This window comes from Aliifodinibius sp. S!AR15-10, assembly GCF_031569985.1.
Taxonomy (GTDB): domain Bacteria; phylum Bacteroidota; class Rhodothermia; order Balneolales; family Balneolaceae; genus JAMQKA01.
The window spans coordinates 300,227-320,463 of sequence record NZ_JAMQKA010000001.1; the positions used below are offsets into that span (position 1 = coordinate 300,227).

Below are 20,237 nucleotides of genomic sequence, written 5' to 3' on the forward strand. Positions count from 1 at the left end.
TTTACACTCAGCATCTATATTAAAGTTCTTCCAATATAAAGTTTGTCATCATTCTGTACAGGTGGCGCCGTGTATTTCCCCCGTAGATACTGTGGTTTCGATTGGGATAGTACATCGTTTCGAACTGAACACCTTCTTCGATCAGTTGATTCACCAGTTCAACACTGTTTTGGAAGTGCACGTTGTCGTCACCCGTGCCGTGAACAAGCAGGTATTTACCAGTAATTTTTTTTACATCATAAATCGGGGATCCCTTGCGGTAGCCTTCGGGATTCATCTGCGGCGTCTGCATAAATCGCTCGGTATATATGGTATCATAAAAACGCCAGTGGGTAACAGGGGCAACTGCAATACCGGCTTTGTAGAGATCGTTGCCCTCCTCCATCAGCAGGGTAGATATGTAGCCGCCGTAGCTCCATCCCCAAATGCCGATGCGATCGGGATCTACATAATCGAAATTATCAATTACATATTTCACGGCATCGATCTGATCCGTCACCTCATATTGACCGAGCTTTTTATATATCTGCTTTTCAAAATCACGGCCTCGGGCGCCCGTACCCCGGTTATCGATACTGAGAACGATATATCCCTTGGTAGTCAAATAGCGATGCCACATCGGGCGGTGTCCGGTACCAAACTGCTTCTCTACCGTTTGACTGCCAGGCCCGCCATAAACATACACCAGCACTGGGTATTTTTTTGATGGGTCAAAATCGTGCGGCTTCAGCATATAGGCATTTAGTTCGGCCTGCGGAAGGGGAATTGTAAAAAACTCCTTCTCCGGCATGTTATATTCATCAAACTGTTTGTCAAGACTGGAGTTGTCCTGCAGAACCCGTACCTGCTCTCCATTTCCTTTGTGCAAAGTATATTTTGCTGGTGTGGCGGGACCTGAAGAAATTTCTATATAATATTTATAGTCACGACTCATATTTACTGACGTCCATCCCGGCCCGTCACTCATCTTGCGCTTATCTTCGCCATCAATGCCGATGCTGTAAAAATCACGCTCCAGCGGCGAGTCCTCAGTACTTATGTAATAGAGGCGTTGGTTGGCCTCATTATATCCCAGGAAATTGGTTACTTCCCAATCACCGCTCGTAATTTGCCGAATCTGCTCTCCTTCTAAACTGTAAAGGTAAATATGATTGTAGCCAGACTCCTCGCTGGCATAGATAAACTGCTCCCCATTTTCCAGGAACGTCAGATCATTGTTCACATCGATCCAGGTATCGCTGGTTTCGGTTTTTATGATCTTCGTCTTGCCGGTTTCGGTGTCGGCCAGCATCAGATCCTGCTTGTTTTGCAGCCTGTTCATCCGCCGGATTGCAAGTGTCTGGGAATCCTGGGTCCAGTTTGTTCTCGGGATATACTGGTCATTCTCGCTTCCGATATCCATCCACGTAGTTTTTCCACTTTCCAGATCATAGACCCCAATTTTCACGATTGAGTTCCGCTCCCCGGCCTTCGGATATTTAAACTGCGTAAACCCGGGATAGAGCTGGCCCCAGTCCATCATCGAAAACTCCTTGACATGGGACTCATCAAACCTATAAAAGGCAATTTTGGAACCATCGGGTGACCAATACCACGCTTTGGCAAAGCCAAATTCCTCTTCATACACCCAGTCGGTGGTCCCGTTTATGATTTTCCCCACTTTCCCGTCCGTGGTAACCTGGGTCTCCTGCCCACTGTTAAGATTGACCCAGTACAGGTTATTATCAATCACAAAAGCTGCTTTGTCTCCAGCTGGAGAAAGCTGAGCATACTGCTGCTTTTTATCAGAATCGGTAAGTTTCTGCACCTCTTCTGTTTCCAGGTCATACACAAAATAGTTTTCCTTGGTACTGCGCCGCCATATCTGCTCAATATCTGTCTTGACCAGCAGCTTGGTCTCATCTGCTGAAAACTGGTAATCCTGAATTATAATAGGCTGCTTGCGATCCTCTATCTTAAGCTCGGAACTTGTTACGATAACCTCATGGTCACCGGACGTTATATCATACTTGCGGAGCTCCAGGTCTCTTTCGGTTCGTACCAGCGTTGTGTAATACTGGCCATCATGCATCCAGTTTATATTACGAACCGATTCCGGCTCAAAAATACCATTAAAGATATGGTCAAACTCGAGTTGTTTGGTCTGCTGAGCAACGGTGGGAGAACTTATAAATGCCCAACAAAATAGTGCTGAGAGCAGTATAATTTTCTTCATAAACAACGACTTTTAGATGGAAACTATTTACCAGTTACAATCTCTTCCCCGGAATCCAAATGGCAAAAAGTATTGAGCTGGCGATGCAGCATTGATGCTGACATAGCATATTGTGCCGATATCCCTAACACAACGAATTACTTTTCAAATTTGTGTGTAACGATTTTCAATAGTTTGGTGAGCTTCGATTTCATCTGTGTTCGCTTGATGATAAAATCTAAAAATCCGTGTTCAAGCAGGTATTCCGAAGTTTGGAATCCCTCTGGCAAGTCCCGTCCAATCGTCTCGCGTATTACACGCGGGCCGGCAAATCCAATGAGTGCCCCGGGTTCCGCGATATTAAAATCACCCAGCATGGCAAAACTGGCCGTAACACCACCCGTGGTTGGATTGGTCATAATAGAAATATAAGGCACACCTTCTTCTTCCAATTGGGCAAGTTTCGCCGATGTTTTCGCCATCTGCATCAGGCTGAGCACACTCTCCATCATTCGTGCACCGCCCGATTGTGAGATAATGATCAAAGGTTGTTTGTTTTCACGTGCATGATCAATAGCCAGTGCAATACGTTCACCCACGACTGAACCCATACTGCCGCCAATAAAATCAAAATCCATGCAGGCAATGACTACATCCAGTTCATTCATTTTTCCAAGACCTACCCGGAGGGCATCGGTATGGCCCGTCTTTTCCTGGTATTCATCCAGCCGGTCGCTGTATTTTTTACGGTCCTCAAACTCCAGTGGGTCTGTTGGAAGAATATCCTGACCGATCTCCTCAAATTCTCCATCATCAAAGAGAAAGGAAAAATACTCCTCACTGCCAATGCGAAAGTGGTAATCGCTCATTGGATCAACCCAGTAGTTCTCCTCCAACTCACGCCTGTGGACCGTTTCTCCAGTGCTGGGCACTTTAACCCAAACCCCTTCAGGCATCTCTTTTCGCTGTTCAGTCTGGATGTTTTTGTCTTTTCGCTTAAACCAAGCCATAATAAAGCAATTTCATTTTTGATAAATGGAACCCAAAAATAATGATTCTGTTTCGAAGCTAAAATCTTTTATTTATTTATGTAAGCTTACAGCGTTTGGTGTTCTGTTCGCTTAAATTCAAAACATCTTCAGAATGACTGACAAAAAAAGTAAATCTGGTTTCTTGTGGTGCTTGCCGCTGGAACCTCCGAGATCCTAATGAACAACATCGCCGGGCCTCCTTCTTAGAACTCTTTTTTGACTTATGTTTTGTAGTTGCTATTGCACAAGCTGCTACCCAGCTACACCATGCCCTGGCTGAGGATCATATCGCTTCAGGGATCATCAGTTTTACAATGGTGTTTTTTTGCTATTTGGTGGGCCTGGATGAATTTTACATGGTTTGCATCGGCTTACGATAATGATGATGTCCCATATCGCATCGCTACCCTGGTACAGATTACCGGTGCATTGATCGTAGCCGCCGGCGTTCCGCGTGGATTCACAGATCAAAATTTCAATGTCATATTCATTGGTTACCTGGTGATGCGATCAGGATTAGTGAGCATGTGGATACGTGCAGCAATAAACGATCCGACCTGCAGGGCTACTAACCTGCGATATGCCATTGGAATCAGTGTATCGATGGTTGGATGGGGTGCCATGTTTATTAATAACTACTGGCCGATATGGGGATTCCTGCTCATGGCCATTGTGGAACTTTCTATTCCAGCGTGGGCTGAGTATAAAAAGAGACGCCTTGGCATCCCGGACATATTGCGGAGCGCTATGGACTGCTGACCATTATCGTACTGGGCGAATCCATGCTCTCGTCAACCCATGCCGTACAGTTGCGCTGGATCAGCAAGGAGCAAGTTTTGATGCTATGCTTCACGTAGTGGCCGGAGGTTTGCTCATCCTTTTCTCCGTGTGGTGGCTCTATTTTTCTAAATCAGCTGAAGATTTTCTTTCCTCCATTCGCGTTCCCATTTTATGGGGCTATGGTCACTATTTTATTTTCGCATCCATCGCAGCTGTGGGCGCGGGGCTGGCCGTAAATATCGATCACATCACGGATCATACCGCGCTGGGAGATGTTGGTGTCTCCGCTACTATCACCGTTCCTGTCGCCATTTTTTTGTGCATGTTGTGGTTTTGCAAGTCCGTTTTCAACAGAGTCGGCCGGCGTATGCCATTTTATTTGTTGTTGCTATCGGTGCCGTCCTTACAGCTACATTCAGCCCCTGGGCAATACTATTAACTGGATTTATCATGGCAGCTATGGTAACAATTGGTGTAGTAATCTCCCATAAAAAAAGTCAACTGGAAACGAAGACAGGCTAATCAGACTTGGTTTGAGGTGTAATATTTTGGATCAAAAGATTCAGGATCTACTTTCTTATAAAAGTCAGAGCCCTCTCCCCTGAAAACCCGTATTAGCGAAGAAGAAGTAATAAACTTCTGGCCGAAAATTACCGCTTTTTGTTTGATGCTTTCTGAGATGCGGTTTAACCCGGTGCCAATGATAGTATCTCCGCTGCGAACCATCGATTCAAATGCCTCGATAGGGATAACCTCAACGTTATCATTAGACGAAAGCCGATCATCGCTAAAGCTAAATTTTTGGTGATAAACATGGACGCGCCGAGCATCGATAATGCTGTGGATGTTATCGGCATCGGGATTTTCTTCCACAGCCTGCATTGCAAAAGAGGCCAGTGTATTTATTCCATACAGAGGCACTTCTGTTTGAAACAGTAACCCTTTGACGGCACTGGCACTGATCCGCAATCCCGTGTAAGAACCGGGGCCTTCACTGACTAATACAGCTTCAAGATCTTGAATAGCAAAATTCTGCTCTTGCATCAACTTCTCCACGAAAAGGAACAGCTGCTCGGAATGCGATCCGCGCTTTTCAGTTCGCTTTTCGAAGATATTGCCCTCCTCATCTTTAAAGGCAACCGAGCATACGTTTGTGGCAGTTTCCAGTGCTAGAAGCATTATCAGTTATCAGTTATCAGTTATCAGTTATCAGTTATCAGTTATCAGAGGCTGCTTATTTTATAGGTCTATGTCAAAGTTAAGTAGGATATTACGTATTTCGTATTGCGTATTGGATGAGTCTTTATTTACATGCAGGAACAAATACGCAGTACGGAATACGCAATACTACAATACAACTCCCTCATCAGCCAGCAATTTATAAATCCTCATTCCAATTTGATCATTCACTGAAATACTGTCCCATGACACACTGCTCACTGTCTTTTGATCCGCCAGCTCATATTACTGAGTTCTACCCAGCGTTCATACAAATCCAGCAGCTGGGGATAGAGCTCAGGCTCAAATTGCTTGCGCGAGATATCAATACGATAACCATACTCGACCGTTTGCCCCTGCGAGCGGTATGTTTCCGTAAGTTCAGCGCCTGAGAGTTGAATTCCCCGATTTTGTGTACCTTCCCCCAGGCTATATCCAGTTGGCAATCTGAGTTCATACGACAGATTCAGCTTTTCAGGGGCATCCAGCGTCACGGGCAGATCGCGCTCTTCATCCCCGAAAGGATTACTCATCAGGGAGCCGACAACCAACGGGCGATAATCAAAACCGTCTTGGTAGCTCGTTGCATATCCTTCAATTGCGAAACGGGCCCTCATTTCGAGAGTATCGCTGTGATGGTGCAACTTCTCAATTTCAACATTCTCTAAACTCACGTCGGTATAGCCGTCAAACATTGCATCGCGCATGATCTCATTTACAGTCGACCCGTTTGTCGCTTTTTCACGGATCAGCCGGGCGGGATACCCAAACTGCTTCGTAGATATCGTGCCCGACAAATCCCCTTCTCGACTGAGTTCCGCATCCATATCAATGCTGATTGAAAAGACACTATTTGCCGGCTTCAGCTCAATCCATTCATAACGTTCTTTTTGGAGTAGTAAACCCGTTTCATTGTACGATTCCACCGGCAACAAATTCGGATAGCTGTGCGCAAAGCTCGCGTCCATAAAATATCTCTGTCCGTTAATTTCCGAGTAGGTGAGTAACCCATTGAACTGGTAGTATGAGGGAAACGAGCGATTAATCTTTCCATATTGCCGGGTTGAGATCAGCAGCGGCCAGGCTTCGATGCCGGCTCCCTGCAACATCGCTATTAACGTTTGGTTGATGGCGGGCTGGTTGACTACAGTCCCACTTAAAACGCTGTCATCAGGCACTTCACTGAATGCCCCCTGCATGTCACTAAAATTGGCTTGACTGTTTAGATACCGGAAAATACTGTCTTGAGCCTGTTCCTGGGTCTCAAACTCAGCAGCGATCTGTTCTCCCAATTCCCGGGCTCGCGTATTCTTCTCGATCACTTCCCAGGGGTTTTGATTCCGTCGGATCTGGGCTACGACAATCTCCCAGCTGTTTTCCAAATGCTGCCGGGGTACTCCGAACTCCAACAGCTGAAACTTTAGCTTTCCCCTGTAGTCATCGATGGAAGAGATAAACGACTCCTGCTCCACTGCCGGAACATCCCGGGCAATCCAATGGTGCAAGATCAATGGCTCGGGGCGGGGATAAGCAAATACTTTGGGAACCGAGCTTGTATCAATGCGTTGCTCCACGTGTTGAACCTCGCCGTCAAAATCGACCGGGATCACATCATACCGGAGATATTTTGGATACCGGATCGTAGCTTTGGCAATTGCAGTGGGGGCCTGGTGGGTAAGATAGTAATCGGGCAACTCTTCGATATACCGCCGTTTTTTACGATAAGAATACTCGATCACCGAGCCATCCCTGACTTCCGGCATCGTAAACTCCTTGACGTTATATCGCGCATTCAGGTTGATGGTTCGAATTGCTTCTCCCTGTAATTCCACCTGGCTGCCATCCGATTGATAGGTATACCCCCGGATCTGCTCAATCGACTCTATTTCATCCTGGAAATAGTACGGAATAGCAATGATGGAGGCCTGTTTGGCTTGCGAATCAAAGACCTTGATACGGACGTGATAATCAAGAATCGCAACAATTGACTTTTCATCCTCCTCAAAAGAGATCTCCACGTCCTTATAGGCATAAAAATAGGGTGCAGAAGGATCCTGCCGATATGAATCGATCTGGAACAGGGAGTCGGGAATTTCTCCAAATGTAGCATCCGGCGGTTCTTTCTTCACATTGACCGTTTGCGCAATCCCGTTGACTGTCAGTAGCAATAACGCAAACAGCAATGTTGTTTGCAGCGGCCAACGCTGTAAGAAAAACGACTCTTTTTTTCTATCAATGGAGATCCGGTAAAAAGAGCCTGTTTCAATTAAATCCATAGGGGGTATCATCAAATTCCAGCGTATCGAAAATCATCTTTTAGAATAAGAAATAAGTAACGCGATACTTTAGGAACTATTCCGAAGAGTTTCGGGCTAGACTAAATTTCATTCAGCACAAACTGTCCCTTGTTGTAGATCGCCTCCGCACGGCCGGACATTTTGGTTTCCAGATAAGGAGAATTCGCCGATTTCGATTTTACATGCCGCTCCTCGAACGTCCACTCTTGGTCAGTATTAAAGATCGTTAGGTTGGCGACCGTACCTTCCGTAATCTCGGGGATCTCCAAATTCAGTATCTCACGCGGATTATAAACCAGCTTTTCCAACAGTTGCTCCAATTCCAGGACACCCGATTTCAGCAGCTGCCGCACGCTCACGCCCCATGCGGTCTCAAGCCCGATAATGCCGTTCGGAGCATAGATAAATTCGACCTCTTTCTCTTGGATGGCATGGGGGGCGTGGTCCGTACAGATCACATCGATGGTGCCGTCAGCCAGGCCCTCAATCATCGCTTCTACATCTTCTGCAGTGCGTAGCGGGGGATGCATCTTGCAGTTGGTATCAAAGTCACGATTCTCAATTTCCTCGTCGGTAAGATCAAAATGGTGCGGGCAAACCTCGGTAGTTACATTCACGCCGTCCGCTTTTGCGCGCCGTACCAGCTCAACGCCCTTGGCGGTACTGATATGGGCTACATGAATATGCCCCCCGGTAAATTCTGCCAGCAACAGGTCACGGGCAATCATCACTTCTTCGGCAATGCCCGGCGTTCCATCCAACCCAAGCCGAGTGGAGACCTTCCCCTCATGCATGTAACCGGGGCGCGACAGCTTCAGGTCCTCCTCGTGATTGATAATTGGTACACCAAGCATGGAGGAGTACTCCAGGGCCACACGCATCAGCTGTGCATTCGAAACCGGGTCACCGTCATCACTGAATGCCACGGCACCGCCATCCTGCATATCGCCCATTTCAGCAATCGACTCTCCCTCCCGGTCTTTGGAGACGCAGCCAATCGGGTGGACCTCAACAGGTAATTTTTCTCCCTTTTTCTTAATAAATTCAACCACATCCCGGGTGTGGATCGGGGGATTGGTATTCGGCATGCAGGCCACTTCGGTAAACCCGCCAAATGCCGCCGCCTTACAACCAGTTTCTATCGTCTCTTTGTGCTCAAACCCCGGCTCACGCAGGTGTACATGCATATCTACCCAACCCGGCGAAAGGTAAGCCCCTTCAAAATCCTGGACTTCTTTATCTTCACTACTACTCAACCCTTTGCCAATCTCGACAACACTCCCACTTCGGATGCGGATGTCCAGCTGTTCATTGCCATCGTGTTTGCGACTGATAGGGGTAACATTTTGCAGTAGTATATCGGGCGTAATACTCATGTAAACTTTCCTTTATTTTTGTTGGCAAATATACGTTTTTTGAGTTGAATTCAATAACGGGCAACAGTTTTGAACTCTGCACACAATCTCTGATAAATTTCACAAATTTCAACATTCATTAATTAATCGTTTAGCTCTCAGCGATCAGCCGCCAATCATCAATTTAGATCAACTACTCTGACAGCTGAAAACTGAGAACTGAATGCTCAGACCATGTCACAACCTGATCTTTTTACACCCTCGGTATTCTCGGTTTCAGAACTCACTGACGACATCAAAAGCCTGCTGGAAGGTAACTTCATAGATATCAAGGTGGAGGGAGAAATCAGTAATGCCAGCACCAGTGCCAACGGGCATACCTATTTTACGCTTAAGGATGAAGACGCACAGCTCTCATGTGTCATTTGGCGAAGTACATCTCGCCGCATTGGTGGCGACCCGGTGGTTGATGGACAGCAAATTATTGCCCGGGGAGATATACAGGTGTACCCGCCACATGGAAAATATCAGCTTATTGTGCAGTCCGTTGAGCAAGCGGGTGTTGGAGCGCTGCAGGAGGCATTTGAAAAGCTCAAAGCCAAACTCAAGGAAGAGGGACTGTTTGATGAAAAACACAAAAAGCCACTCCCGGAATTTCCTCGCAGAATTGGGGTAATCACTTCTGAAACGGGGGCTGCCTTTCATGACATCACAAACACGCTGGAGCGACGCTGGCCGGTAGCGGAAGTGCATCTGCATCACGCCAGCGTACAGGGCGTAAATGCCGCGCCGGAGCTGGTCAAGGCAATCAACTGGTTTTCGGAAGACCAGGATGTGGATGTGCTGATTGTTGGGCGGGGGGGTGGTTCACTGGAGGATCTTTGGCCTTTTAATGAAGAAGCGGTCGCCCGTGCTCTTTTCAACTGCAAAGTGCCAACCATCAGTGCTGTGGGACACGAGGTCGACTTCAGTATCTCCGATTTTGTGGCTGATGCCCGCGCCGCTACGCCTACCCAGGCTGCTATTGTTGCGACTCCGGATATCAACGAGTATCGCATGCTGGTGGATGACCTGGGCAGCAAGCTGGAAGAGTCGGTCTCTGGTCAGATTGACCAGCAAAAAGAGCAGGTTGAGCAGTTGGTGAGTTCCCATGCTCTGCTGGCCATTGAGGAGAAGGTCATAAATAACCACGAGAAAGTGAACAACTTGACGCAACGTCTTGACCACCGCAGCCAGATGCTCTTTATGAAAAAACGAGAGGAGCTCACCGATCTCACCTACCGGCTGGAGAGCAAGAATCCCAACCTACCGCTTGAGCGAGGTTTTGCCCGCGTCTGGCAGGAGGGCAAATGGATCAAGCAGGCTTCGAATTTTGATATAGAGCAAGGTGCTGAACTGGAGTGGGAAGATGGGAAGTTGGATGTTGGAAGCTAGAGCCTGGACGATGGGAACCAAGCTCTAGCAGATTCATATATGAAAAAACCAATTGCTGACAATAATTGGATTGGTCAAGAATGCAATACTTCTGTCAGCTCATTCTTCAGAATGCCAGCTCATCTGGGTGGGATAGCACCCCAGAATTTTGAGGGAACTCGCTTTGTCTTTTATTTTTTTTACTGCATCTCCCACCTTGGGGCTGTCGATATTCCCTTCGATATCCAGGTAAAACTGGTATTTCCACGGCTCGTTGGGTTTGGGGCGTGATTCGAGCTTCACCATGTTGATACCACGGTCGGCCAACACATTCAGGCAGCGAACGAGGTCGCCCTGCTGGTGACCAGTGACGAGCAACATAGAAGTTTTGCATGAGATCTGTGGATCGCAGTGAATAGGATCAGGCGCTACCACCACAAAACGAGTAAAATTTTCTTTCTGGTTGGCAATATCCCGCTCCAGGATGTTGAGGCCGTAGAGGTCTGCAGCATGTGCCCCGGCAATAGCCGCCTGCGAAAGATCACCATCTTCTACCACCTTTTTGGCCGCCATCGCAGTATCGATATACGATTCCACCTTCGTTCGGTGCAATTTCGCCAAAAAGTTACTGCATTGTGCTATCGCTTGTGGGTGCGACATGATCCGGCGAATGCGGTCAATCGGGATCTGCTCCAGCGCCAGCAGACAGTGAATAATCCGAATCACTTCCTCCCCTACAATATAAAGGTTATCTTCTCCAAGGATATCATAGGTTTCGTTGATAGAGCCTGCCGTTGTATTCTCAATTGGCAGAATAGCATAATCATGCTCCCCTTCCATCACCGAATCGGCCGCCTGCTTAAAGGTATCATACCCGTAACAATTGACTTCGGTATAGCGCTCCTCGAAATGACGAAAAGCAGCCTGGTGACTAAAGGCCCCTTCCGTGCCCTGGTAGGAAACAGAAACACTTTTCTGCTTATTTTTCACATTCTGATGATCTACCAGCGAATGGGTCTGAAAACGTACAGAGTGATCCAGAATATCACGATACAGCTGCTCGGCAAAATAGCGATCCAGTCCATACTCGCGGGCAAGCTTGGTAATACGCTTCAACAGCTCTTCTTCTCTTTCATGATCACGGATGGCCCCCTGCTCCTCAATTTTAAGAGAGGAAACCTGCTGAATCACCTGCTGACGCTCGGCCAGTGATTCAATGATATTCTTATCGATCCGGTCAAGTGCATCCCGGATTTGTTTTAGCTTTTCGTCCATTTCTTTATGTAAAGTGGGTACTGATTATCAAAATGAAGCGGAATATAAGAAGAGCAACGGAGAATTATGAACGGGATTGTTATCAGAGGCTGCTTATTTCTTCGGTACATGTCAAGGACTAACTGAAAGTATTGCGTATTACGTATTTCGTATTTGCTCCTGCCTTTTAACAACGACTCTACCAATACGCAATACTACAACCTCATCTACCAGCACTTCCTAAATCCTCATTCTAATTTGATCACTATTCACTGACACACTGATCCTTGATACACTGCCCTTACTCTATGCGGAATTTCAGTTCTTCGATTTTATCCAGGATTTCACCACGATCCATCTCCTGGTATCGTTCGGGGAGCAGTTCATTGGAGGTGCATTCTATGACAGCACTCAACGTCTGAAGTTCTATCTCCTCAGGATAGGTGGGCGGCAGAAAATCAGTGAGTGCCGCATCCAGAATTTCGGGTGTTACCTCCTCTTTTCCTTCTGCGGCGGCACGGAACTTGGCCCGCGTAAGGGCGGCTTCCATGTCGGCTCCCGAAAATGTTTTCAGACCGTCTTTGATAATTTTAGGCACACACTCTTCGGTAAGCTGGATCCGGGTCTTCCTTTTCATCACTTCGAAAAGCTCCACACGCTCCTCTTCTGTGTAGGGATGAAACAGTGCCAGGTGCTCCTCGGCCCGCCCCTGCCGTTTGAGGTCTACCGGCATCAGGTCGGGACGCGCCGTCATAAGAAACCAAATAATCTCTCCCCGGTGGCTGGTATCACTCATAAAGGAAGCGATCTGCGAAAATACGCGGCTTGATACACCACTATCTCCACTGGAGTCGCGGTCACCCAGGTAGGCATCGGCCTCATCAATCATCACAGCTACCGGTGCCATCGCCTCCAGCAGGTTCAAAATTTTCTCAAGATTGCCCTCCGTCACCCCCTGCCACTGGCTGCGGAAATTCTTCAACTTCACCATTGGGATTCCCACCTCACTGGCAAAGCAGGTCACCAAAAACGTTTTTCCCGTACCCACCGGACCACAGACCAAATACCCCATCGGCAGCACATCCTGGCGGCCCCGTTTAAGAGCTGTAACGGCCTGGCGCAGATGCTTTTTCACTTTGGTATGGCCGGCTACATCATCGAGGTCAAAGTCCGTTTCCACAAATTCGAGCAGTCCGTAAGCCTCTGCTTCGATCAGCTCTTTTTTGGTTTCTGTAAGTTTCTCATGGGTGATTTTCTCTTTGTTCTCCTTCGCATTGGAGAGGATACTCCGGATATTTATAAAATTGAGTCCGGCAGTCTGACGAGCCAACACATTTGCGGGAATAGCTGATACTGTTGTGTAATCATCGCCCTGGGTTTCCGACTCTATAAAGGAGTATCGCTGGCTTTCATCCGGAATTCCGATACGGATATTGGTGGTGTATGGATTCTGGATCAGTGTTCGGTTCAGGTCGGTCATGTTTTCAGTGATCAGAACCGTGGTAAAGTCGGAAGCCAGGAACAACGGGTCGTGCGCCCAGCGGGAGAGATAAACGAGCGAATTTCGATCTTCCGTACCCGACGATCCCGCCTCATTCATAGGCACAATCGTCTCGGCGTAATCGACGATCAGGGCCACGCTTTTTTTGTTATCCAAGCGAACTCGCAGGTATTGCTCCAGGATGGAAAATACGCGAACCGGGTCTTTCGGCAAATTTTTGGCGTATTCTGTTCCCACCAGCGAGTCGCGACCAACAATTGCCTGGTTAAAGTCTTTTTGAGTCTCTTTATCCCTAAAGTAGATACCTGACGAGCGATCATAAAAAATCACAAAATCACGAGCCCCGAAAAAGTCATCAGAAAGGAAGGTCTTTAGCCGGACAAATTCCGTATTGTCTTTTCGTTGCAGTGGCACCAAGTCGTGCACATTCCCATGCAGGATGAACTGGTTTATCGTACGCCCCAGGTATTTTTGCGCAAATTCACGCGCCCATTTTGGATAGTGATCGAACATGCGTTATCAGTTATCAGTTATCAGTTATCAGTTATCAGTTATCAGTTATCAGTTATCAGTTATCAGTTATCAGTTATCAGTTATCAGTTATCAGTTATCAGTTATCAGTTATCAGTTATCAGTTATCAGAGGTTGCTTTTTTCATAGGACTGTGTCAAGGACGAAACTACAAGTATTGCCTATATGGTCCAGCTTTTTAACAACGACTCAATCAATACGCAATACGAAGTACGCAATCTGGCTACAATACCTAAATCCTAACTCCCATTTGATCACTGTTCACTGACACACTGCCCACTATCACTGCTCATTTCCGAGAATCAGCTTTACGTTTTCTATGCGACTTGGTGAGGCTTTACTGATAATAAACCGGTTGCCGTCAATCAGTAGCTCTTCATTTACTTTGGGAATCCGCCCGAGAGAATTGATAATGTATCCTGCCACCGTTTCATAATTTGCCGACTCTTCGGGTAGAATAATTTCAGGATAGGCCTCCATAAGATCCTCAATTTCCACATTGCCACTCAATACATAGGTGTTGGGAGAAAGCTTCTTCATCACCTGGTCTTTCGTATCATACTCATCCTGGATATCGCCAACCACCTCTTCCAGCAGATCTTCAATCGTCACCATGCCGGCCGTTCCCCCGTATTCGTCAATAACGATGGCCACTGAGAGGTTTGATTTTCGAAATTCTGACAATAGATCTTTAGATCGCTGTGAGGGCGGAACGAGTTTTATCGGCCGCATGATCTCAGACAAGCTGGTGGGGTTATTGAACAGGTCATGAGCAAAAATTACCCCGACAATATCATCAATAGTTTCCTGGTAAACCGGGAGTTTAGAGAACCCTGAGGAGATAAAGACTTTCAATGTTTCTTCAATGCTCGTATTCTTTTCAATTGCAACCATATCAGTACGGGGAATCATCGATTCTTTAACCCGCTTGTTGGACAGCTCCAGCACATTGTGCAGAATCTCGGAATCCTCCTTATCGAGATCGGAGCCGCCGGTATCCCGCAATTCTTTGAAGATCAACTCCACATCCTGGCGCCGAAAGACCTGGCCCGTTCGGTCAATTTCAGGATTTATCAGCCTTATTATAAAATCAGATGCGATATCGGCTATAATGATCAGCGGTTTAAAGAGCCAGTGAAAAATCTGTTGGGGCACTGAAATAAGTCGCACGGTCCAGTCCGAATGGATGCGGAAGAGAGCTTTCGGCAGAATTTCCCCAAAAATCATAATGACAACAGAAGCAAGTATCGTCTGTATGGACAGCATCGTCATGGGTGAAGGAGTTTGCCCAAACCAATTTTGGTATAACACCGTTATAGGCGCAGCAAGGAAAAGCGTCATTAAGGTAGCATACACTACGTTTACAATGTTGTTACCCACTAATGTAGTCGTAAGAAAGGTCTCCGGATTGCGGATAAAATAATTGACTGAACGCCCGATCAGGGATTTTTTACGCGATTCTATCTCCAGCTTCAACCGGTTGGCCGAGATAAAAGCGATCTCAGAACCAGAAAAAAATCCACTAAGTAAAATGGTCAGAAGTATTAACGAAAGTTCAAACATTTGGGTAAAAGGGATATATGGGAATAAGAACTATCAATTTTTCAAGTAAATAATTATTAACTCATATTTTGCTTTTTAACATAGTCTATATAGCCATTCAAAGTTATCTTGGCTTTCTCAATTAAAGATAACCCCGTATCAAAAATAAAAATATGTTTGTCAATATAATCTAAATCAAAACAACTAATAAGGTGATCTTTTAATTCATATAACGATCCCCGTGCAATTCTAAAAAACTGGATTCCCTCCTGGAAATGAAAACGTCCGTAGCCTTCGGCAATATTGGCGGTTGCACTTATTGCGGCCAATCTAATTTGTACACAAAGCTAATATTTTTCCTCCCCAGGTATATTTGGCACAACTTGTTTATAGAAAAACAGCTTTACCTTCCTCGCTCTTTTCCAAGTATTCAACAAAGTAAAATCCTTATGCTTGTTTATAACCCCTGGTACTTTCACATACAACATCACTTCTTATCTCTTGAATAAATTTTGGCTTCATCCCCAAAACCTTTATTTCCCAATTACCCCTTATATTCCTTTAAAATTAGGCTTTCGCTTTTCTAAAAATGCAGATAGCCCTTCCTCCGCATCATCAGTACCGCAGAGATACCCGAACAGTTCCGACTCTATTTGGAATCCACTTTTGTGATCCGAATGATAGACCGCTCGCATTGCCTGTTTGACAGCCAGGGGACCATTCTTCAAAATGGCATCCATCATCTTCTCAACTTCTTCCCAGCCGTAGTCTTGTGATACGACCCTGTTTACCAGTCCAATCTGTTGTGCCTGCTCAGCAGAAAGTTGTTTGCCGGTCAAAATCAACTCCAGGGCCTTGGCCCTTCCCACAATGCGGGGTAGTCGCTGGGTGCCACCATATCCAGGTATGAGGCCCAAGCCCACTTCTGGCAAGCCAAACACTGCATTTTCTGTTGCTACACGCAGGTGGCAAGCCATAGCAAGTTCGGCTCCACCGCCAAGTGCATATCCATTAACGAGGGCTATGACCGGTTTCCGGGTGTCTTCAATTAATTGGAAAATCTGCTGCCCCTTTTGCGATGCCATCCGACCGCGATGCTCATTCAGCTCACGCAATTCTTTGATATCTGCTCCAGCGACAAAGGCTTTGTCCCCCGTCCCGGTCAGGATACATCCCCTCACGGTATCATCTATATTGATTTGCTTAAATACCTCGGCCAATTCGTTCAACACATTATCATTAAGGGCATTGAGTTTTTCCGGGCGGTTTATGGTAACCGTCGCCACCCCTGGCTGATTCGTCTCGTACAAAAGAGTATCGAAAGATGCGCTCATAATCCTTTGATATTTGCTATTCCTGTACCTTTTTTCCAGACCTGTTCATCGATTCAGTGTCTTCCTCGATCTCAGGTACATCAATATCAATTTCATCCTCCCCTTCAAGATCCATTTCGTCAAGATCAGAATATATAGGCAGGATATCACGGTCAAGATCATCAATAATCTGGGAGGTTTCTTCTACCTCTTCAAGCAGGTTATCCAGTTGGAAACCGATCTCTTCCGGGTTACTCATCGTCATCGACTGTTCGTAAATATACCGAATCGCATCCTCAATGGTTTCTAGGTGTGTTTCACAAATCAGGTATTTTTCCTTGGCGATTTCGAACTTTTTAAGCCGTTTTTTCAATATTCGAATGCGGCGGGCTTTAGTGCGCTTCAGCCGTTCGGATTTAAGTTCCTGAATTTTTTCTTCTTCATGCTCCACTTCCCGCTTCAACCCCTCTTCAACCGAGGTATGCATATACAGCTGGTAGCGTTTGTGCAGGTCTAGCAGGGTGAGATAGTTGGAGATCAACTCCTCAATCTTTTTTCGGATATTTTCCAGCAGTCCCTGAGAGCTGTAGGGGAGTTTGTCGAAATTTTCCTTGATCAATTTGGTCAGGTGTTTCAGCACCAAAAATCGCCGTTTACTCTTCTCATCCAGATCCTGGAAAACCGTTTTTTCTTCTGTGGCAGAACTCCGTTCGCGAAGCTTTTTCAGCTTCACATTCTTGCGGAACCGTGGAAGGCGCGGGACGATGCCCAGGTACATCAACTCCGTGCCAAAGGCCATGGTCAGGATAAGATTCGATATTAACCCCACATCAGCCAGGGCAAAAGCCGAGATGGTAGCAACAAGCAGCACTCCCATATTGAGAGGGTGCAAAAATGCTTCTCGTGTATAATTTATCGATTCATCTTTTTCCATAACCTAACCTTCACTTTGTGAGTCGGTATCATCTTCTGCACCAGGCTTTTGCGAGCCAATAGTTTTTTGCACATTCATAGAGTTTGCCTGTCGTTCAATTTCCTGGTACAATTTGCCCATCTCCAGCTTCACCTGTTTGAGGGTGTCTTTGGCCTTGGCTTTCTGCAGCTCTTCATCACGCTCCTGCTCGCTCATACCAAACTCAGTCTCCTCCTCCAGGCTATCCATAGCCACGTCCAGTCGCGCCTCCACATTGGCAATCTTGCTCTTCACCGAAAACAGGAAGTCATCAAAACTTTGCATCAATTCTAATGTATCCATATCCCGGAGGGCATCGGTAATGTTCTTTTTACGCCGGGCACGGTTATACTCCTCCTTGGCCTCCCGCATTTTGCGGTAATGCTCCTTGTATTCCTCCTTCAGGCGTTCCCGTTGTTCACGACTATCACTAGACATCGCTTCCCACAATTAACTTTATGATTTAGACCGCTCTTTCTTTCCCACCGTTTTCGACTGGTCAGACTCTTGTTCCTGCTCTTTGCCGTCAACCTCGATCTCAGGCTCAGAAGCTGTCGTCTCTTCTTCAATTTCAGGCTCTGCTTTGCCCATTTCCGACTTAAACTGCTTCACAAGCTCACTGGCCCGAAGCTTTTCTGCATTGGCTTCAATCTCCATCGTTTCAGTGTCAATGCTGTCGAGTGCAAGCTCCATGCGGGCTTCATTTTTAGCAGTTTCTTCGTTCAGCCGGTTCAGCATTTCATCGTGCGTCTGGTCGAGTCCACCCACCTCAAACTGCTCGAGGGCATCGGCGACACGCGACTGCCATTCGGCACGTTCGCTCGCACGCAACGCTTCTTTGGCTTCCTGGATTTTCCGATCCTTTTCACGAACAAAAGCTTTTTTGACTTTCAGCGCCTTTTCGTAGGCCTGTTCGGCGAACTCCAGCTGCTCCTTGGAATGCTGAAGGTTTTCCTTCGCCTTTTCCAGCTGCATAGCATATCCTTCAGCTATATCATCGCGGTCAGCATTAATTGCCGACTTTATTTTCGAGGTTAAATCCTTGATCTGCTTGTCATACTTTTTAACCTCTTTCTGCAGCATGATCATATTCGCTTTCACCGTAGAGATATTCTCATTCATCTGCGGTATCTGATCATTGAGATCACGAATATTTTGCTCAAGTATCAACTTGGGATCCTCTATTGAGCTCACAAATCCACCAAAAAGTGACTTTAATGCTCTGATAAAACGTTTAAACATGGTTTTATTTGGTTTAATTAACCTTTGCCCTGCCCTATTACTAAGTTAGGTGTTTACGTGTTAACGTGTTGACATGTTTATGTGTTGGCAATCTTAACTAAGATAAAAATACTTTAGCATCTTAACACTTCAACACATTAACAAACGTATCATTTATAACAGCCTGTATTTATAAACTTGGCATCAAAAACTGAATAATGCTGTTTCAAATTAACTATCAGTCATTACAAGTTATGTGATTTTAATGATATTGCAATAGTAATCAGGTTTTCAATTCGTGAACGCCCTTTTTATCTGCCCTGTACTGTATCAGCCCATTCATTTCAGGACGTTCTGCTTCTATCGACACAGCCTCATCCATTGTTTGTAAAACTGAATCGATCACAGCTTCTTTGTTCGTATAACCCCGGGCAATTGTTTCATTTTCTTTCACATATTCTCCTCTCTTCTTTGCCAGGACGATTCCAGCAGTCGGGTCCACAGCCTCCTCTTTCCTGCGTCGCCCGGCCCCGAGTTCCAGGGATCCCATGCCCATCTGGTACGCATCAATTTTCTGAATGTACCCATCCTTCGTAGCTTTGAATTCAAACTCAAACTCGGCCTCCCGGTATGTTTCCGGGTTGTGGATCAGGTTCGTATCCCCACCTTGCGCTTCCACCAGTTCGAGCCATTTCTCCAACGCCTGTCCATTTTGAACTGCTTCCAAGCTCTTTTCAACTCCTTCATTAATAGTGGATGCTTTCTCGCCTAACCAGATCATGGTTCCGGCCAGCGTGTGCGTTATCTCCATCACGTCAGCAGGACCGTCGCCTCTGAGCGCATGAATACTTTCTTTAACTTCCAGCCAGTTGCCCATTGCATATCCCAGTGGTTGATTCATATCGGTAAGATACGCGATCGTCTGCTTCTCAAAATCCTCTCCAATTGTTACTAACGTTTCGGCAAGCTCAATAGCGTCCCCTAAATCACGCATGAAGGCACCCGAGCCAAATTTCACATCCAGCACCAGGGCATCAATCCCTTCCGCCAGCTTTTTACTCATGATGCTGCTGGCAATCAGGGGAATCGATTCTACAGTAGCGGTCACGTCGCGCAGAGCATAAAGGCGCTTGTCAGCCGGGGCGATCTCCTCGGTTTGTCCCGCCATCACCACGCCCGTTTTCTTTAAAATATTGCGATATCGATCCAGGGGAATATCTACCATAAAACCGGTAATCGACTCCAGCTTGTCGAGCGTTCCGCCGGTATGTCCCAGTCCCCGACCAGAAATCATGGGAACGGACACGCCCCAGCTAGCCACGATAGGTGCCAGGATAAGAGAAAGTTTATCTCCTACTCCGCCCGTAGAATGCTTATCCACCTTTTTCCCGGGAATGTCACTCAGGTCAAGTACTTTCCCCGTATTGAGCATAGCATCGGTGAGTGTGGCGGCTTCCCGGTCGTCAAACCCGCGGATAAAACCCGCCATAATAAAGGCGCTCATCTGGTAATCCGGAATCTCATCCCGGGTATATTGCTCAATCATAAAACTGATTTCATCCGTTGACAAGCATTGGCCATCCCTCTTTTTTCGAATAATAGAAACAGGATTGAAATTATGTGACGACATTATTA

19 protein-coding genes are annotated in these 20,237 nt (G+C 46.4%); 5 read left to right on the forward strand and 14 right to left on the reverse strand.

Annotated features, from left to right (window positions below):
- Window positions 1-19: 19 nt before the first annotated feature.
- Complete coding sequence (locus tag NC796_RS01250; protein WP_310681374.1) at window positions 20-2,215, reverse strand: S9 family peptidase; 2,196 nt, start codon at window positions 2,213-2,215, stop codon at window positions 20-22.
- Window positions 2,216-2,352: 137 nt separating this feature from the next.
- Complete coding sequence (gene accD / locus NC796_RS01255) at window positions 2,353-3,204, reverse strand: acetyl-CoA carboxylase, carboxyltransferase subunit beta (RefSeq protein WP_310681375.1); 852 nt, start codon at window positions 3,202-3,204, stop codon at window positions 2,353-2,355.
- 260 nt (window positions 3,205-3,464) lie between these two features.
- Here accD and NC796_RS26710 point away from each other — a divergent pair, with 260 nt between their 5' ends.
- From NC796_RS26710 to NC796_RS01265, 4 genes are read left to right on the forward strand one after another with little or no spacing between them, the layout of a single operon-like run.
- On the forward strand, window positions 3,465-3,605 hold the full coding sequence (locus NC796_RS26710) for a hypothetical protein (protein ID WP_409070336.1): 141 nt from the start codon (window positions 3,465-3,467) through the stop codon (window positions 3,603-3,605).
- Window positions 3,571-3,984: a low temperature requirement protein A gene (locus tag NC796_RS01260; RefSeq protein WP_409070333.1), complete on the forward strand. Its 414-nt coding sequence runs from the start codon at window positions 3,571-3,573 to the stop codon at window positions 3,982-3,984. The genes NC796_RS26710 and NC796_RS01260 overlap by 35 nt, the downstream gene beginning before the upstream one ends.
- Window positions 3,978-4,082 (forward strand): hypothetical protein, encoded by a 105-nt coding sequence (locus tag NC796_RS26715; protein WP_409070337.1) that lies wholly within the window; start codon window positions 3,978-3,980, stop codon window positions 4,080-4,082. Before NC796_RS01260 ends, NC796_RS26715 begins: the two co-directional genes overlap by 7 nt.
- On the forward strand, window positions 4,070-4,444 hold the full coding sequence (locus tag NC796_RS01265; protein ID WP_409070334.1) for a low temperature requirement protein A: 375 nt from the start codon (window positions 4,070-4,072) through the stop codon (window positions 4,442-4,444). Before NC796_RS26715 ends, NC796_RS01265 begins: the two co-directional genes overlap by 13 nt.
- 83 nt (window positions 4,445-4,527) lie before the next feature.
- Here NC796_RS01265 and tsaB read toward each other — a convergent pair whose 3' ends face one another.
- The 3 genes from tsaB to NC796_RS01280 all read right to left on the reverse strand — a co-directional run bounded on the left by tsaB (window position 4,528) and on the right by NC796_RS01280 (window position 8,896).
- Entirely contained in the window at window positions 4,528-5,184 is a 657-nt protein-coding gene (gene tsaB / locus NC796_RS01270; RefSeq protein ID WP_310681378.1) for a tRNA (adenosine(37)-N6)-threonylcarbamoyltransferase complex dimerization subunit type 1 TsaB, read from the reverse strand.
- A gap of 257 nt (window positions 5,185-5,441) precedes the next feature.
- Window positions 5,442-7,499 carry a DUF3857 domain-containing protein gene (locus NC796_RS01275; RefSeq protein ID WP_310681380.1) on the reverse strand — a complete coding sequence of 686 codons (2,058 nt, stop codon included), beginning with the start codon at window positions 7,497-7,499 and terminating at the stop codon, window positions 5,442-5,444.
- A 101-nt stretch (window positions 7,500-7,600) separates the two neighbouring features.
- Window positions 7,601-8,896, reverse strand: coding sequence for a dihydroorotase (locus NC796_RS01280; protein WP_310681382.1), 1,296 nt, complete (start codon window positions 8,894-8,896; stop codon window positions 7,601-7,603).
- A 213-nt stretch (window positions 8,897-9,109) separates the two neighbouring features.
- Between NC796_RS01280 and xseA the strand changes: the two genes are divergently transcribed.
- Window positions 9,110-10,309: an exodeoxyribonuclease VII large subunit gene (xseA, locus tag NC796_RS01285; RefSeq protein ID WP_310681384.1), complete on the forward strand. Its 1,200-nt coding sequence runs from the start codon at window positions 9,110-9,112 to the stop codon at window positions 10,307-10,309.
- 99 nt (window positions 10,310-10,408) lie between these two features.
- Here xseA and pheA read toward each other — a convergent pair whose 3' ends face one another.
- The 9 genes from pheA to NC796_RS01330 form a co-directional block, all read right to left on the reverse strand.
- On the reverse strand, window positions 10,409-11,563 hold the full coding sequence (gene pheA, locus NC796_RS01290) for a prephenate dehydratase (RefSeq protein ID WP_310681386.1): 1,155 nt from the start codon (window positions 11,561-11,563) through the stop codon (window positions 10,409-10,411).
- Between the two features lie 280 nt (window positions 11,564-11,843).
- Window positions 11,844-13,556: an AAA family ATPase gene (locus NC796_RS01295; RefSeq protein WP_310681388.1), complete on the reverse strand. Its 1,713-nt coding sequence runs from the start codon at window positions 13,554-13,556 to the stop codon at window positions 11,844-11,846.
- Between the two features lie 300 nt (window positions 13,557-13,856).
- Window positions 13,857-15,137: a hemolysin family protein gene (locus NC796_RS01300; RefSeq protein WP_310681390.1), complete on the reverse strand. Its 1,281-nt coding sequence runs from the start codon at window positions 15,135-15,137 to the stop codon at window positions 13,857-13,859.
- A gap of 56 nt (window positions 15,138-15,193) precedes the next feature.
- Complete coding sequence (locus NC796_RS01305) at window positions 15,194-15,451, reverse strand: four helix bundle protein (protein WP_310681469.1); 258 nt, start codon at window positions 15,449-15,451, stop codon at window positions 15,194-15,196.
- A 216-nt stretch (window positions 15,452-15,667) separates the two neighbouring features.
- Window positions 15,668-16,450, reverse strand: a complete 783-nt coding sequence (locus tag NC796_RS01310; protein WP_310681392.1) for an enoyl-CoA hydratase-related protein — start codon at window positions 16,448-16,450, stop codon at window positions 15,668-15,670.
- 16 nt (window positions 16,451-16,466) lie between these two features.
- Window positions 16,467-17,363, reverse strand: coding sequence for a hypothetical protein (locus NC796_RS01315; RefSeq protein ID WP_310681394.1), 897 nt, complete (start codon window positions 17,361-17,363; stop codon window positions 16,467-16,469).
- A 3-nt stretch (window positions 17,364-17,366) separates the two neighbouring features.
- Window positions 17,367-17,819 carry a hypothetical protein gene (locus tag NC796_RS01320; protein WP_310681396.1) on the reverse strand — a complete coding sequence of 151 codons (453 nt, stop codon included), beginning with the start codon at window positions 17,817-17,819 and terminating at the stop codon, window positions 17,367-17,369.
- 18 nt (window positions 17,820-17,837) lie between these two features.
- On the reverse strand, window positions 17,838-18,623 hold the full coding sequence (locus NC796_RS01325) for a PspA/IM30 family protein (protein ID WP_310681397.1): 786 nt from the start codon (window positions 18,621-18,623) through the stop codon (window positions 17,838-17,840).
- A 262-nt stretch (window positions 18,624-18,885) separates the two neighbouring features.
- Entirely contained in the window at window positions 18,886-20,232 is a 1,347-nt protein-coding gene (locus tag NC796_RS01330) for a thymidine phosphorylase (protein ID WP_310681398.1), read from the reverse strand.
- Between the last annotated feature and the right edge of the window lie 5 nt (window positions 20,233-20,237).